At 69.8% G+C, this 15145-nt stretch carries 14 protein-coding genes; 8 read left to right on the top strand and 6 right to left on the bottom strand.

Going from position 1 to position 15145, the window contains the following annotated elements; all coding sequences use genetic code 11:
- Window positions 1-65 precede the first annotated feature (65 nt).
- A complete protein-coding gene (locus tag ACFWYW_RS05110; protein WP_379613907.1) occupies window positions 66-794 on the top strand; it encodes a metal-dependent hydrolase in 729 nt (242 codons plus the stop codon).
- A gap of 154 nt (window positions 795-948) precedes the next feature.
- Window positions 949-3663: an aconitate hydratase AcnA gene (gene acnA, locus ACFWYW_RS05115; protein ID WP_379613905.1), complete on the top strand. Its 2715-nt coding sequence runs from the start codon at window positions 949-951 to the stop codon at window positions 3661-3663.
- Between the two features lie 59 nt (window positions 3664-3722).
- Here the strand turns inward: acnA and ACFWYW_RS05120 are convergent, their stop codons facing one another.
- Window positions 3723-4430, bottom strand: a complete 708-nt coding sequence (locus ACFWYW_RS05120) for a neutral zinc metallopeptidase (protein WP_379613943.1) — start codon at window positions 4428-4430, stop codon at window positions 3723-3725.
- Between the two features lie 120 nt (window positions 4431-4550).
- Between ACFWYW_RS05120 and ACFWYW_RS05125 the strand changes: the two genes are divergently transcribed.
- The gene (locus tag ACFWYW_RS05125) at window positions 4551-5240 is read left to right on the top strand and encodes a sulfite exporter TauE/SafE family protein (protein WP_379613903.1); all 690 of its coding nucleotides are present in this window, start codon (window positions 4551-4553) and stop codon (window positions 5238-5240) included.
- Window positions 5241-5244: 4 nt separating this feature from the next.
- Here the strand turns inward: ACFWYW_RS05125 and ACFWYW_RS05130 are convergent, their stop codons facing one another.
- Window positions 5245-6357 (bottom strand): DUF5685 family protein, encoded by a 1113-nt coding sequence (locus ACFWYW_RS05130; RefSeq protein WP_379613901.1) that lies wholly within the window; start codon window positions 6355-6357, stop codon window positions 5245-5247.
- 64 nt (window positions 6358-6421) lie between these two features.
- Window positions 6422-6832 carry a nuclear transport factor 2 family protein gene (locus tag ACFWYW_RS05135; protein WP_379613899.1) on the bottom strand — a complete coding sequence of 137 codons (411 nt, stop codon included), beginning with the start codon at window positions 6830-6832 and terminating at the stop codon, window positions 6422-6424.
- Between the two features lie 147 nt (window positions 6833-6979).
- Here ACFWYW_RS05135 and ACFWYW_RS05140 point away from each other — a divergent pair, with 147 nt between their 5' ends.
- From ACFWYW_RS05140 to ACFWYW_RS05160, 5 genes are all read left to right on the top strand, one after another.
- Entirely contained in the window at window positions 6980-8089 is a 1110-nt protein-coding gene (locus tag ACFWYW_RS05140; RefSeq protein ID WP_379613897.1) for a sugar ABC transporter substrate-binding protein, read from the top strand.
- 90 nt (window positions 8090-8179) lie between these two features.
- Window positions 8180-8935 carry an ATP-binding cassette domain-containing protein gene (locus tag ACFWYW_RS05145; protein ID WP_379613895.1) on the top strand — a complete coding sequence of 252 codons (756 nt, stop codon included), beginning with the start codon at window positions 8180-8182 and terminating at the stop codon, window positions 8933-8935.
- Entirely contained in the window at window positions 8932-10191 is a 1260-nt protein-coding gene (locus ACFWYW_RS05150) for a sugar ABC transporter permease (RefSeq protein ID WP_379613893.1), read from the top strand. The genes ACFWYW_RS05145 and ACFWYW_RS05150 overlap by 4 nt, the downstream gene beginning before the upstream one ends.
- On the top strand, window positions 10191-11399 hold the full coding sequence (locus ACFWYW_RS05155; protein WP_379640912.1) for an ROK family protein: 1209 nt from the start codon (window positions 10191-10193) through the stop codon (window positions 11397-11399). Before ACFWYW_RS05150 ends, ACFWYW_RS05155 begins: the two co-directional genes overlap by 1 nt.
- A gap of 134 nt (window positions 11400-11533) precedes the next feature.
- On the top strand, window positions 11534-12673 hold the full coding sequence (locus ACFWYW_RS05160; protein ID WP_379640914.1) for a serine hydrolase domain-containing protein: 1140 nt from the start codon (window positions 11534-11536) through the stop codon (window positions 12671-12673).
- A gap of 4 nt (window positions 12674-12677) precedes the next feature.
- Here the strand turns inward: ACFWYW_RS05160 and ACFWYW_RS05165 are convergent, their stop codons facing one another.
- From ACFWYW_RS05165 to ACFWYW_RS05175, 3 genes are all read right to left on the bottom strand, one after another.
- The gene (locus ACFWYW_RS05165; protein ID WP_379613883.1) at window positions 12678-13466 is read right to left on the bottom strand and encodes a neutral zinc metallopeptidase; all 789 of its coding nucleotides are present in this window, start codon (window positions 13464-13466) and stop codon (window positions 12678-12680) included.
- A gap of 41 nt (window positions 13467-13507) precedes the next feature.
- Window positions 13508-14245, bottom strand: a complete 738-nt coding sequence (locus tag ACFWYW_RS05170) for a neutral zinc metallopeptidase (protein ID WP_379613881.1) — start codon at window positions 14243-14245, stop codon at window positions 13508-13510.
- A 68-nt stretch (window positions 14246-14313) separates the two neighbouring features.
- On the bottom strand, window positions 14314-15081 hold the full coding sequence (locus ACFWYW_RS05175) for a neutral zinc metallopeptidase (RefSeq protein ID WP_379613879.1): 768 nt from the start codon (window positions 15079-15081) through the stop codon (window positions 14314-14316).
- Window positions 15082-15145: the final 64 nt, after the last annotated feature.

A 15145-nucleotide genomic window follows, 5' to 3' on the forward strand; every position in this document is an offset into this window, starting at 1 on the left:
GTGGCCTTGGGGATACCTCCGCCAGAGCGGGATTTTGCATTACAGTAACTCTTTGTGATCTTCGCATGATGGGGCATTCGCACGCGATGACCGGAGCGATCGCGTGGCTGGGACTGGCGCCGGCGTTCGCGGCGCTGCCGTTGCTGAACGAGTCGAGCCGGTTCATCGAGACCGGGATCATGGCCAGCGCGCTGACGCCGTCCGAGCTCATCGCCGGGGCGCTGGTGTGCGCGGGGGCGGCGATGCTGCCCGACCTCGACCATCCGAGCGCGACCATCGCCCAGACGTTCGGGCCGGTGACGTGGGCGTTGTCGAAGGTGGTCGCCTGGATCAGCGGCGGGCACCGGGGGATGACGCACTCGCTGGCGTTCGCGGTGGCGGTGGGGTTCGGGGCGCACTGGCTGGCGAACACGTACCCGATCGGGCGCGACATCATGGTCGTCCTGCTGATCGGCCTGGCCCTGCGAGCCATCGGCATCGGCATTCCCGGCAACAAGACCGGCTCGGCGATGGTGAACATCGGCCTGACCGCGGGGTTGTTCGTCGTGTTCATGTCGCTCGGGGTCGGTTACGCGTGGCTGGGGCTGGCGGTGGGGATCGGGTGCTTCGTCCACGTCGTGGGCGACTGCATGACCGAGAGGGGGTGCCCGGTGCTGTGGCCGCTGGCTGCCCGGTGGGTGCTGCCGTGGAAGATCGGGATCAAGACGGGCAAGAAGTTCGAGCAGAAGATCCTGGCGCCGGTGTTGTCGGTGGCGATCGTCGGGCTGCTGTTCTGGCGGCTCGCGCCCCTGTGAGCGCGGTTTAACTTGATGTCGAGATACTTTAGGGATATCTTGATGTCGAGATATCCGCTGCAACCTGCGGGTTAGGGTTACCTAACGTCTTGTCCGGTCCCCGGGTGCGGCAGGATTTGACTGAGTATTTGGTCCACCGAGGAGGCGATTCACCGTGTCCGCGAACAGCTTCGGCAGCCGTGACACGCTACGCGTCGGCGACGCGTCGTATGAGATTTTCCGGCTGGACGCCGTCGAGGGCTCGGCGCGCCTGCCGTACAGCCTGAAGATCCTGCTGGAGAACCTCCTCCGCACCGAGGACGGCGCCAACATCACCGCCGACCACATCCGCGCCGTGGGCGGATGGGACCCGAAGGCCGCGCCGAGCGTCGAGATCCAGTTCACGCCGGCCCGCGTGATCATGCAGGACTTCACCGGCGTGCCCTGTGTCGTCGACCTGGCCACGATGCGCGAGGCCGTACGCGAGCTCGGCGGCGACGCGACGAAGATCAACCCGCTGGCCCCGGCCGAGATGGTCATCGACCACTCCGTCATCGTCGACTTCTTCGGTCACCCCGACGCCTTCCAGCGCAACGTCGATCGCGAGTACGAGCGCAACCGCGAGCGCTACCAGTTCCTGCGCTGGGGCCAGACCGCCTTCGACGAGTTCAAGGTCGTCCCGCCCGGCACCGGCATCGTGCACCAGGTCAACATCGAGCACCTGGCCCGCGTGGTGATGACGCGCGACGGCAAGGCCTACCCGGACACCTGCGTGGGCACCGACTCCCACACCACGATGGAGAACGGCATCGGCGTCCTCGGCTGGGGCGTCGGCGGCATCGAGGCCGAGGCCGCGATGCTCGGCCAGCCGATCTCCATGCTGATCCCGCGCGTCGTGGGCTTCAAGCTCAGCGGCAAGCTCCCCGCCGGCGCCACCGCGACCGACCTGGTGCTGACGATCACCGAGATCCTGCGCAAGCACGGCGTGGTCGGCAAGTTCGTCGAGTTCTACGGCGAAGGCGTCTCCTCCGTGCCGCTGGCCGACCGGGCCACGATCGGCAACATGAGCCCCGAGTTCGGCTCCACCTGCGCCATCTTCCCGATCGACGGCCAGACCACCAACTACCTGCGCCTCACCGGCCGCTCCGAGGAGCAGATCGCGCTCGTCGAGGCCTACGCCAAGGCCCAGGGCCTCTGGCTCGACCCGGACGGCGCCGAGCCCGAGTTCTCCGAGTACATCGAGCTCGACCTGGCCACGGTCGTCCCGTCGATCGCCGGGCCGAAGCGCCCGCAGGACCGCATCGCCCTGTCGGCCGCCAAGGACACCTGGCGCCACGACGTCGCCAACTTCGTCGCCGACGACGAGACGGGCCAGGAGAGCTTCCCGGCCTCCGACCCGCCCGCGCAGAGCGCGAACGGCCGGCCGCACAAGCCGTGCCCGGTGACGCTGGCCGACGGCACCACGTTCGAGATCGACCACGGCATCGTCACCATCGCCGCGATCACCAGTTGCACCAACACCTCCAACCCCTACGTGATGCTGGGCGCCGCGCTGCTGGCCCGCAACGCGGTCGACAAGGGCCTGACCCGCAAGCCGTGGGTCAAGACCTCGCTGGCTCCCGGCTCGCAGGTCGTCACCGGGTACTTCGAGCGGTCGGGGCTGCAGCCGTACCTCGACAAGATCGGTTTCAACCTGGTCGGCTACGGCTGCACCACCTGCATCGGCAACTCGGGCCCGCTGATCCCCGAGATCTCCCAGGCGGTCCAGGACAACGACCTGGCCGTCACCGCGGTGCTGTCCGGCAACCGCAACTTCGAGGGCCGCATCAACCCCGACGTGAAGATGAACTACCTGGCCTCGCCGCCGCTGGTGGTCGCCTACGCGCTCGCGGGCACGATGGACCTCGACCTCGACACCGAGCCGCTCGGCGTCGGCAACGACGGTGAGCCGGTCTTCCTCAAGGACATCTGGCCCTCGCCCGAGGAGGTCGCGGACGTCGTCAACTCCTCGATCGGCCGCGAGATGTTCGAGCGCGACTACGCCGACGTCTTCAAGGGCGACGACACGTGGCGCTCGCTGCCGATCCCCACCGGCAACACCTTCGAGTGGGACCCGGACTCCACCTACGTCCGCAAGGCCCCCTACTTCGAGGGCATGCCGGTCAAGCCGGAGCCGGTCACCGACATCTCCGGCGCCCGCGTGCTGGTCAAGGTGGGCGACTCGGTCACCACCGACCACATCTCGCCCGCCGGCGCGATCAAGGTCGGCACCCCGGCCGCGCAGTACCTCGACGAGCACGGCGTCGCGGTCAAGGACTTCAACTCCTACGGCTCGCGCCGCGGCAACCACGAGGTCATGATCCGCGGCACGTTCGCCAACATCCGCCTGCGCAACCAGATCGCCCCCGGCACCGAGGGCGGCTACACCCGCGACTTCACCCAGGCCGGCGCGCCGGTGTCGTTCATCTACGACGCCTCCGTCAACTACGCCGCAAGCGGCACGCCGCTGGTCGTCCTCGCGGGCAAGGAGTACGGCTCCGGCTCCTCGCGTGACTGGGCGGCCAAGGGCACCGCGCTGCTCGGCGTCCGCGCCGTCATCGCCGAGTCCTACGAGCGCATCCACCGCTCGAACCTGATCGGCATGGGCGTCCTGCCGCTGCAGTACCCGGAGGGCGCCTCGGCCGCGTCCCTGGGGCTCACCGGCGAGGAGACCTTCGAGATCACCGGCGTCGTGGCGCTCAACGACGGCGGCATCCCGCCGACCGTGCACGTGAAGGCCGGCGACGTCGAGTTCGACGCGGTCGTCCGCATCGACACCCCCGGCGAGGCCGACTACTACCGGCACGGCGGCATCATGCAGTACGTGCTCCGCTCGCTGCTGGCCAAGTAGCCCGCACGAGAAGGCCCCGCCGCTCGCGGCGGGGCTTTCTCATGGGGTACGGCCGGCCGTCACGACACCCGGGAGCGCGCCGCCGACCAGGTGTCGCAGGAGGCGGGCCGGGCGCCGGTGAAGCCGCGCTTCAGCCAGTAGACGCGGTTGGCGCCGCTGCCGTGGGTGCGGTAGAGGTCGTCGCCGCTGGCCCGTACCGTTTCGACCAGGGCCGCCCAGTCCTTCGTGTCCCGGGGCAGCGACCGCCACACTCCGGCCAGGAACACCCCGGCCAGGCAGTCGGCCTGCAACTCGTAGCGGCGCCCGCGCTCGGCGGTGGCTTTGCCGCGCTCGTAGGCGGCCCGGATGCCGGTCAGGCTCTGCAGGTGATGCCCGTACTCGTGGGCCGCGATCTTGAGCGGCAGCAGATCGGTCCGCCCCTCGATCCAGTCGCCGGCCAGCGGGAACACCAGCGTGCGCGGCCCCGGGCAGTAGAAGGCGGCGGTCCCGTCCGGCCAGTCGAACCCGCAGATCCGATCCTGCGGCGCGTCGAAGTAGCGCACCTTGGGCTTGCTGAACGGCATCCGCGCTCGAGCAAAATGCCCGCCCCACGCCTTATCCAGACATTTCACCATCGCGACTAGATACTCCCTGGGCCGCGCCACCCCGCCGGTGATCAGCTCGGGCTCCTCGCACGACTGGACGGCGAGCCTGCCGGTGCCCGCCCACGGATCGGCGGCCGGGGCGGTGGTGAGGGTCAGTACGGACAGCACGGCAACGGTCTGCATGAGGGGCACAAACACGGATCATAGGGCTCAGCGGTGACCAGGGCGGTGGGATGGGACGGGCGGGGCGGTGGTTGACTCTCCGGCATGAATGAACTGGCGCTTGTCCTGACAATTGGTAGTTTGGCGGTTTTCATCGGGGCAATCGTCCAGGGAGGCGTCGGGTTCGGGCTGGGGCTGATCGCCGCGCCGGTGCTCACGATCCTCGACCCCGGCGTCATGCCCGGCGCGATCCAGGTGGTCAACTTCACGTTGCCCTTGTTCACGCTGGCCGCCGAGTGGCGCAAGGTGGACTGGCGGGGGTTGGGGTTCGCGGTGCTCGGCCGGTTGCCCGGCACGGTCATCGGAGGATTCGTCGTCGTCTACGTGTCGGCCCACACGCTCGGTGTGCTCGTCGGCGTGATGGTGCTGATCGCGGTGGGGCTGACGGCGCGGGCGCTGAGCGTGCCGCGCAACGGCGCGACGCTCGCCACCGCCGGGTTCGTCTCCGGCGTCACCGGTACGGCCACAGGCATCGGCGGCCCGCCCATGGGCCTGGTGTACCAGAGCGCCAAGGGGCCGCAGATCCGGGCGACACTGGCCATGTTCTTCGCCCTGAGCGCCGCCCAGTCGCTGGCCGTCCTGGCCTTCGTGGACCGGTTGCCCGGCAAGGCGCTGGCCACGGGGGCGGCGCTGCTCGTACCCATGATCGCCGGATTTCTCGTGTCGGGGCCGCTGCGGCGCTACCTCGACGGCGGGAAGGTGCGCGCGGCGATCCTGATCGTGGCGGCCGTCTCCGCGCTGGTGCTCATCGGGCAGAGCGTGATGCGGTGACGGTTCAGGCCGAGCAGCAGTCGCAGCCGGAACAGCAGTCGCAGTCCGAGCAACAGTCGCAGTTCGTGCAGCAGTCGGGCAGATGGCAGCAGACGTCCCCGCAGTTGGCGCAGGTGGTGCACCGGGAGTCCTCCTCCTCCCACGGAGGCTGGTAGAGCCCGCAGGTGCAGCAGGAGAAGGCGGCACAGGCCAGCGAGATCAGCCCGCCGGGATCCGGCTTGCGGGGATGAGGCTCAGGGGGCGAGTGCGGCGGCGGCTCGGATGGCGCGGTGGTCTCGGCGAAGGTGCGGGTGATCGCCCGGGACGTCTCATGGACCAGGAGCGCCGTGGCCAGCCGGGGCCGGGGCAGCTCCAGCTCGTCCACGGCCTGCCGCAGCTCGGCCTGCGCGCGCTCACAGTGCGAACGGGCGTCCGCGAGCGCCGTACCGGTGGCCAGCAGCGGGTTGTAGGCCCCCCGCTCACGATCCTCGGCCAGGTCCTCCACGGCGTCCAGAAGGTGGGCCAGCCGCCCGAAGGCCCGCCCGGCGTGTACGAGCGGCTCGCGGTTGCCCGGCCGCCCCGTCAGCACCGCAGTGTGCGCGAAGGCGGCGGCCACCGCGTCCTCGGTGGGCGCCGTGAGCGTGGCGAGCGTACGACCGCCGGACCGCTCCAGCTCCACCTGGGCGAGGGCCGCGCCGGTCAGCGGGGCGGGGTCGAAGGACAGGGCGGCGGCCGTCGAGGCGCCCGCGCCGGACCAGCGTCCGGCCAGCCGCCCGGCGGTCGCGGCGACGAGCCGGCGCCGGTAGGGTCCGTCGCCGTCGGCGATGTGGTCGCGCAGCTTGGCCCCGGCCAGGATGAGGGAGACGGACGCGGCCAGCCGGGCCCCCTCCGACTCCACGACCCCGGCCGTCCTGAACCCCCGCAGAGCACACGGCCCGGCGGTACGCCGCCGCGCGGGCGCGTCCGTCTGCGCCTCGGCCAGCACCGACACGAGCAATGCGTCGTAGTTGGTCGCCAGCCGCGCCGCCTGCCCGTGCTCGTCGCGCAGGGCCAGGCACAGACCGCACAGATGCCCCAGCCAGTCCTTGAACATCCCCCCGCACATGCCGTGCCGACATGGCCGGACAATCCCGAACATATGCCCCCTTATCCGGTACGGCGGAGCTCACCGTAGCACCCGTGACCTAGGACAGGGGAGGGTCTCAGTGCATGGTCCGCCAGGTCTGCTCCTCCACCAGTTCCCGGCTCCGCCACCCGGCGGGCGTCCTGGCCATCCGGTGGTGGTACCAGCCGCCGCCCTGGAGGATCCCGGCCGGCTTGGCCAGCTCCCGGCTGGGCGCCAGCGTGTCGGTGAACGAGGCCGAGACCTCCGCCGCGTCCCCGCGCACCGCGACCCGGGTGGCGCCGATCAGGTGGAGTCGGCCGGGCCAGTGCGGCAGCACGTCCGCGAGCCAGGCTTTGACCTCGGGAAACGGCCCCTTGATCCCCCCGGCGGAGGTGTAGTCGAGCACGGCGTCGGGCGTGAACACCTCGTCGAGCAGGTCCCAGGCGCCGCTGTCCAGCGCGTAGGCGTAGGTGGCCAGGCGGTCGCCGATGGCCCAGTGATCGTCCATGGGCCCAGACAACGCGACAGCGCGTACCCGAGCAAGACCCACGTTTCACGATTGTTATGCGGAACAACAAACTCCGCCCTCAGGACCCCTTCCCAAGAGGTCCCCGGCGGAATACGTTGCCGCAAACAACATTCAGGGAGGTCTGCCATGCGCAAGGGGATCCTGGGCGCCGCCGCGCTCATCCTGGGTCTGGCCGCCTGCGGGGGCGAGAGCGGCACGACCACCGGCACCACCGGCGCCACTGCCACGACGGGAGGCGCCACCGCCAAGCCCGGCAAGGTCGGCGTCATCCTGCCCGACAGCAAGTCCTCGGCCCGCTGGGAGACGGCGGACCGCAAGTTCCTGGGAGAGGCCTTCACGGCCGCCGGGGTCGCCTTCGACATCCAGAACGCCCAGAACGACAAGTCCGCGTTCCAGACCATCGCCGACCAGATGATCACCAACGGCGCGACCGTGCTGATGATCGTGAACCTCGACAGCGGCACCGGCAAGACCGTCATCGACAAGGCCAAGGCGCAGGGCGTGCCCACGATCGACTACGACCGGCTCACACTCGGCGGCAACGCCGCCTACTACGTCAGCTTCGACAACACCAAGGTCGGCACCCTGCAGGGCGAGGGCCTGAGCAAGTGCCTGGCCGAGAAGAAGGCCGACAAGCCCATCGTCGCCTACCTGAACGGCTCGCCCACCGACAACAACGCGACGCTGTTCAAGGCGGGCTACGACGGCGTCCTGAAGCCCAAGTTCGACGCCGGGGAGTACGTGAAGGGCCCCGAGGAGTCGGTGCCCGAGTGGGACAACACCAAGGCCGGCACGCTGTTCGAGCAGATGCTCACCAGCCAGCCGAAGATCGCCGGCGTGCTGGCCGCCAACGACGGGCTCGGCAACGCCGCCATCACCGTGCTGAAGAAGAACAACCTCAACGGGAAGGTCCCGGTGACCGGCCAGGACGCCACCGTCCAGGGCCTGCAGAACATCCTGGCCGGCGACCAGTGCATGACCGTCTACAAGGCCGTCAAGAAGGAGGCCGACGCCGCGGCCAAGCTCGCGGTAGCCCTGGCCAAGGGCGAGAAGCCGACGGCGAGCGGCACCGTCAAGGACTCCCAGACCGGCGCGGACGTCCCCGCCGAACTCCTCGACCCCCAGCCCATCACCTTCGACACCGTCAAGGACGTCGTGGCCGACGGCTACGTGACCAAGGACGAACTGTGCACCGGCGACTTCGCCGCCAAGTGCACAGAAGCCGGAATCAGCTAAGCCAACCCCCTCTAGATCCCGAAATTTCGGCTTAAGGTACGGCAAGCAGCCCACAAGGCGGCCTGCCGTACCCTCCTCCGAGGGAGCCCCATGACGACCCCACTTCTCGAAGTACGCGGCCTCGACAAGAGCTTCGGCCCCGTCCAAGTGCTCCACGACGTCGCCTTCTCCGCCTACGCCGGCGAGGTCACCGCCCTGGTCGGCGACAACGGCGCCGGCAAGTCGACGCTCGTGAAGTGCGTGGGCGGCATCCATCCCGTCGACGCCGGCCGGATCCTCTTCGACGGCGACGACGTCCAGGTGAGCACCCCGCGCGACGCCGGAGCGCTCGGCATCGAGATCGTCTACCAGGACCTCGCGCTCTGCGACAACCTCGACATCGTCCAGAACATGTTCCTCGGCCGCGAACGCCGCAGCGGCCTGGTCCTGGACGAGGCGACGATGGAGGAGATGGCCGAGCGCACGCTGTCCGGCCTGTCGGTACGCACGGTCAAATCCATCCGGCAGCAGGTCGCCAGCCTGTCCGGCGGCCAGCGGCAGACCGTCGCCATCGCCAAGGCGGTGCTCTGGAACTCCCGGGTGGTCATCCTCGACGAGCCCACCGCGGCGCTCGGCGTCGCCCAGACCGCCCAGGTGCTGGAACTGGTGCGCAGGCTGGCCGACCAGGGCCTGGCCGTGGTGCTCATCTCGCACAACATGAACGACGTGTTCGCCGTCTCCGACCGGATCGCGGCGCTCTACCTCGGCAGGATGGCGGCCCAGGTCCGCACCGCCGACGTGACGCACGCGCAGGTCGTCGAACTGATCACCTCCGGTCGCAGCGGAGAACTGGGGATCGCGCCATGAGCAAGCTCGTGCAGGACAAAGAGGCCATCATCGCGGCGGTGCAGGCGCCGTCGATCGGGCACAGCGCCCGCGCCTACGGGGAGCGGGTCCGCGGCGGCGACATGGGCGCGCTGCCCGCCGTCATCGGCCTGGTCGTGCTCTGCACGGTCTTCGCGATCGCCCGGCCCTCGTTCCTGACCGCCATCAACTTCGCCAACCTGTTCACCCAGGGCGCCGCGGTGACCGTCATCGCCATGGGCCTGGTCTTCGTCCTGCTGCTGGGTGAGATCGACCTGTCGGCCGGCTTCGCCAGCGGCGTCTGCGCGGCGGTGCTCGCCGTGACGCTCACCGACCTCGGGCAACCCTGGTACGTGGCGGTGATCGCGGCCATCCTCACCGGCTCGGCGATCGGGGTGGTCCTGGGCTCGCTGGTGGCCAAGGTCGGCATCCCGTCCTTCGTGGTCACGCTGGCGGCGTTCCTCGCCTTCCAGGGCGTGGTGCTGATCATGCTGGACGAGGGCACCAACATCTCCATCGCCGACCCGGTCATCGTCGCCATCGCGACCAAGAACATGACGCCCGCGCTCGGCTGGGCGCTCTACGCGGCCGGCGTGGTGATCTACGCGGCGATCCAGCTCACCCGGGCCCGCCGGCGGGCCGCGCGCGGGCTGGTGGCCGACCCGTTCTCGCTGATCGCCGCGCGGGTCGGCAGCCTGGCGGTCCTCGCCGGTCTCGCCGTCTACGTCCTGAACCTGGAGCGCAGCCGCAACCCGCTGACGATCTCGCTCACCGGCGTGCCCATCGTCGTGCCGGTCATCCTGGCGCTGCTGGTCCTGTGGACGTTCGTGCTGCGCCGTATGCCCTTCGGGCGGCATGTCTACGCGGTCGGCGGGAACGCGGAGGCGGCCCGCAGGGCCGGCATCAACGTCGACCGCATCAAGGTCGGCGCGTTCGTGATCTGCTCTTCGATGGCCGCGGTCGGCGGGATCATCGCCGCCTCCCGTGCCAACTCCGTCGACCCGAACACCGGAGGCAGCACGGTCCTGCTGTATGCCGTCGGAGCTGCGGTGATCGGCGGGACGAGCCTGTTCGGCGGCAAGGGCAGGGTCCTCGACGCCGTGCTGGGCGGCGCCGTGGTGGCCGTCATCGAAAACGGCATGGGCCTGATGCAGTACGGTTCCAGCGTGAAATACCTGGTCACCGGATCTGTCCTCTTGCTGGCCGCGGGCGTCGACGCGCTGGCGCGCAGGCGGGCGGCCGCAGCGGGTCTGAGGTGATGCGGGCGGGGCCATCCCAGGAGGACATCAGGCGGCACAACCTCGGCACGCTGCTGCGCCATGTCCATCTGGGCGGGCCGATCTCGCGTGCCGAGCTGACCTCGCGCATGGGCCTGAACCGCAGCACCATCATGGCGCTCACCTCCGACCTGACCGCGGCGGGCCTGGTGCGCGAGGAACTGCCGCGCGAGACGGGCCGTGCGGGCCGGCCGTCGCTGGTGGTGCGTCCCGAGTCGGCGCGCGTCTACGTCTTCGCCTTCGACGTGGGTCCCGACCGGCTGGCCGTCGCGCGCGTCGGGCTGGGCGGGGTGATACTCGACCGCCGGGAGTCGGTACGGCGGCGCGGCCCGTTCGACCTGACGGAGCTGACCGGGGACCTGGCCGCGGCGGCCCGGCAGATGCGGCGCAAGGCCCGCCACGACGCCGTCTGCGTCGGGGCGGGCGCCGCCGTGTCCGGCGGCGTGCGCAGAAGCGACGGCGTGATCAGGTTCGGCCCGAACCTGCACGCCGACGAGGCGCCCTTCGGCGAGGCACTGGGCAGGAGGCTCGCCTTCGGGCTGCCGGTGAGCGTGGGCAACGACGCGAACCTGGCCGCCCTCGCCGAGCACAGCCGCGGCGTGGGCGTGGGCGTGCGCGACCTGGTCTACCTGCACGGCGACGTCGGCGTGGGCGGCGGCATCATCGCCGGCGGCCACCTGCTCGGCGGCCACGACGGCTACGGCGGTGAGATCGGTCACATGGTGATCAACCCGGGCGGCGGGCAGTGCGCCTGCGGCTCCCGCGGCTGCCTGGAGGCGGAGGTGGGGGAGCGTGCCCTGCTGGAGGCCGCGGGCAGGAGCCCGGAGGAGGGCCACCAGGGCCGCGACGCGGTACGCAACGTGGTCGACGCCGCCGACCGGGGGGACATCGTCGCCCAGGAGGCGCTGCGCCAGGTCGGCGACTGGCTGGGGCTGGGCGTGGCGAACCTGGTCAACCTGTTCAACCCGGAGATGGTGATCTTCGGCGGCATGCTGCGCGAGGTCTACCTCGGCTCCGCCGCCCAGGTGCGCAGCCGGCTGGCGGTCAGCGCCCTGGCCCCCCAGCGGGAGAAGCTGCGCCTGCGTACCTCCGCGCTGGCCGACGACGCGACCCTCGTGGGCGCCGCGGAACTGGCCTTCGCCCACGTGCTGGCCGACCCGCTGGAAGTCCTGGCCCGCGCGGGCGGCTGAGCGCATCCAAAGTTGCCAGGACCCCGGGCGGATCGTCCCGTTGGCCGAGGGCAAGACCGGACGCACGGCCGATCACAAGCCATGATCCCGTTCCTAGTGTCGGATGCACCAGCGTCAGACACGGAGAAGAGTTCATGCGCCACATCTTGTTCACCGCCGTCACCGCGGCCGTCATGTCCGTCGCGCTGCCCGCCGGGGCCGCCACGACCGCCCGCCCCGCGTACGGCAGAGCCGACCTGCAACGCGACGTCAACGCCATCAAGGACGTGGGCACGATCGGCGTCCAGGCGAGAGTCACCGGCCGAGGCGGGGACCTGGTGGCCACGGCGGGCACGGCCGTCCTCGGCACGCGCCGCCCGGTCCCCGCCGACGGCTACAGCCGGATCGCCAGCACCACCAAGACGTTCGTGGCCACCGTGGCGCTGCAACTGGTCGCCGAGGGCAGGATGTCGCTCGACGACACCGTGGAGAAGCTCCTGCCCGGCGTCGTCCAGGGCAACGGCAACGACGGAAACACGATCACGCTCCGCATGCTGCTCCAGCACACCAGCGGCCTGTACGACGCCTACCCGGGCCACGCCTCGATCGAGGAGATCCTGGAGCACCGCTACGAGCGCTTCACCGAGGCGGAGATCGTGGCGAAGGCGGTCAAGCACGAGCCGGAGTTCCGGCCGGGCGCCGAGTGGCGCTACAACAACACGGGCTACCTGCTCATCAGCCTGATCATCGAGAAGGCGACGGGCCGGCCGTGGCACAAGGAGGTGGCGGCCCGGGTGAGCGGGCCGCTGGGGCTGAGCCGTACCGTGTGGTCGGGCGCGTCGAACGAGGTGCCCAAGCCGCACGCCAGGGGCTACCTCATCATGCCGCCGGCCAAGCCCGTGGACCTCACCTCGAAGTTCGACGGCGACGCGGCGGGCGGGCTGATCTCGACCACCGCCGACACCGGCCGGTTCTTGCGCGCGCTGCTGGGCGGCAGGCTGCTGCCGGCCGAGCAACTCGCGCAGATGAAGAAGACCGTGCGCGCGCCCGCCCACGAGGCCGTGTGGCCGGGCGCGCGCTACGGGCTCGGGCTCAGCTCGCGCCCGCTGTCCTGCGGCGGCGTCTACTGGCACCACGGCGGCGACGACTACGGCTACAAGACGCGCACCGGCGTGAGCGCCGACGGCCGGCGCAGCGTGGTGGTCTTCATGTCCACGCAGATCGGCGACGAGCGGTCGCTGAAGCAGGAGAAGGCGTCGGGCGACCTGATCGACCGCGCGCTGTGCGCGTCCTGACGTCCTAGGCGACCCGTGAGGCGGGGGCGGTCCAGGTGTTGCAGGCCGACGGGGCGGCGGCGGTGAAGCCCTTGTCGAGCCAGTAGCGCTGGTTCCTGCCCTTGCCGTGGTCCTTGATCTTCGTGGTCTCGTCGCCCGAGCTCTTGACGATGTCCAGCAGGTAGTCCCAGTCGTCCTCGGTACGGTCCAGCGACTCCCACACACTGCCCATGAAGACCCCGGCCAGGCACTCTGCCTGGAGCTCGAACCGGCGCGTCTGCTCCAGTTCCTCCTTCTTGCTCCGGTACGGCTCGTAGAGGTAGGCGTGGTGCAGGCCGGCGATGTTCTGCAGGTGGTGACCGTACTCGTGCGCGACCACGTCCATGAGGAACAGATCGGAGGGGTCCTCCAGCATCTTGTCGTCAAGGCTGATGGCGAAGCGCCGCGTCTTGACGCAGTAGCTGCCCGCCTGGTCGGCCCACTTCTCGCCGCAGAAGCGGGTGCCCTTCCTGGTGACGAACGTCAGCGACGGCTGCCCGAACGCCAGCCCCGCGCCGGTGAAATGCGCGCGCCACGCCTTGTTGAGGCAGGTGTGGACGGTGCGCACGTAGGCCTTGGCCTGCGCGACGCTCCCCGCCGCGACCGGCTTCTCCACGCAGGCGCCCGGCGCGAGCGCACCGGTCCGGTACATCTTGTTCTGGGTGAGGACGGCACTCTTGATCGGGTACGCGGACGCGGCCGCGGTGCCCGTCGAACCGGCCAGGGCCACCCCGGCCAGGAGGACTGACACCACGGCATAAAGGGGGAACCTCATGGAGAAAGTGTGATACGTCCTGCTTAACAATCAATTGCCATTCAGAGAACGCGTGACTTTCCCGCCTTCCACGTGTTGCAGTACTGCGCCGAACGGCCGCCGTACCCGCGGTTCTGCCAATAGGCGAGATTGACCGGCCGCCCGTGGGTCTTGCTCTCCCCGGCCCTGCTGACCGACTCCATCCACTGGTCCCAGGTGATGCCCGGATCGATGGATTCGAGGGTGGAGCTGTAGAAGGCGCCGGCGAAGCACTCGGCCTGCATCTCCAGGCGGTGGCTGAGGATCGTGCGCGCGCCGCCCGACGCGCGCCAGTACATGGCGTTCTGCGCGGTCAGGATGCCGGTGAGGTGCTGGACGTGGTGTCCCCACTCGTGGGCGACCGAGTGCGCGATGTTCATCTTGAACGGGTCGGTCAGGTCACGCTTCATGATCCGGATGGCGACCGTGCGCTGCTGCGGGCAGTACTGCGCGCCGTTGCTGGTGATCTTCCCGCAGACAGACCGGCTGCCCGTCGTCACCTGGATCTTCGGCGGCGTGTACCGCAGCCCCGCGGCCTTGAACCTGGCCGTCCAGAAGCGGTCGGCGCACCGGGCCATCCCGGTGTGGAAGGCTCGGAGCGAGGCGGCGCTTCCCCGGCGGATCTCCGGAATGGCGCACGAGAGCGCCGACGTGGTGCCGGAGCGATAGATCTTGTTCTGGGTCAGTACGGCGGGCGGCACGGCGGCCGCCGGTTCTGCCGAGGCGCTGGCCGTACCGGAAATGGTCAGACCCGCGATCATGCACACAGATGCCGCAATAAGGGGAAGTCGCACGATCGCGGATCCTAGACCAGTTCGGGGCGCTCCGGTTAGGAGACCCGGGATTTCGGCGCCGCCCAGGTGTTGCACGCGCTGGGGGACTCGGCGTCGAAGCCGCGCTTGAGCCACCAGGCGATGTTCTTGGCCTTGCCGTGGGAACGGAAGTCGTAGCCGTTCTCGGCGACCTTCACGATGTAGCGGAAGTCGAACTCGCGCCGGCCCAGCGAGTGCCAGACCGAGCCGATGAACGCGCCCGACAGGCACTCGGCCTGCAGCTCGACCCGGCGGCTCTCGTCGTACACGCGGGCCTTGCTCTTGCCCTTGAGGTTGTCGACGATCCTCAGCATGCCGGTGAGCTGCTGGATGTGGTGACCGTACTCGTGGGCCAGCACCTCCATCAGGAACAGCTCGAACGGCTCGGCCAGGATCGCCTCGTCGAGCAGGAAGGTGATCTTCTTGTTCTTCGGGCAGTAGATGGCCTGGGCGCCCGCGGGGAACTTGCCGCACGAGGTCCGCGCGCCCGGCTTGGCGATGACCTCGAAGCCCGGCTTGGCGAAGGGAATGTTCTTCTTGGCCAGCTGCCTGCTCCAGGACTCGTTCAGGCAGTCCATGAGGAACTCGAGGTAGACGCGGGCGTCGTCCAGGTCCCCGCTCTGGACCGGCTGCTCGTCACATTCCTTGAGCTCCAGCGCACCTGTCTTGTAGACCGGGTTCTTGGTCAGCACCGGTGAGTAGGAGGGGGGAGCGGCGTGGGCCACACCGGTGAACAGCACGCTCGCCAGGGCGCCGGAAATGAGCGCCAAAATGGGGGTACGCATGAGAAGGCACCTTATTTGGCGCATATGCCGTTGGTAAAGCACATTGCGGCCCGTGCCGCGAGGG

This window comes from Nonomuraea sp. NPDC059023, assembly GCF_042740095.1.
GTDB lineage: Bacteria > Actinomycetota > Actinomycetes > Streptosporangiales > Streptosporangiaceae > Nonomuraea.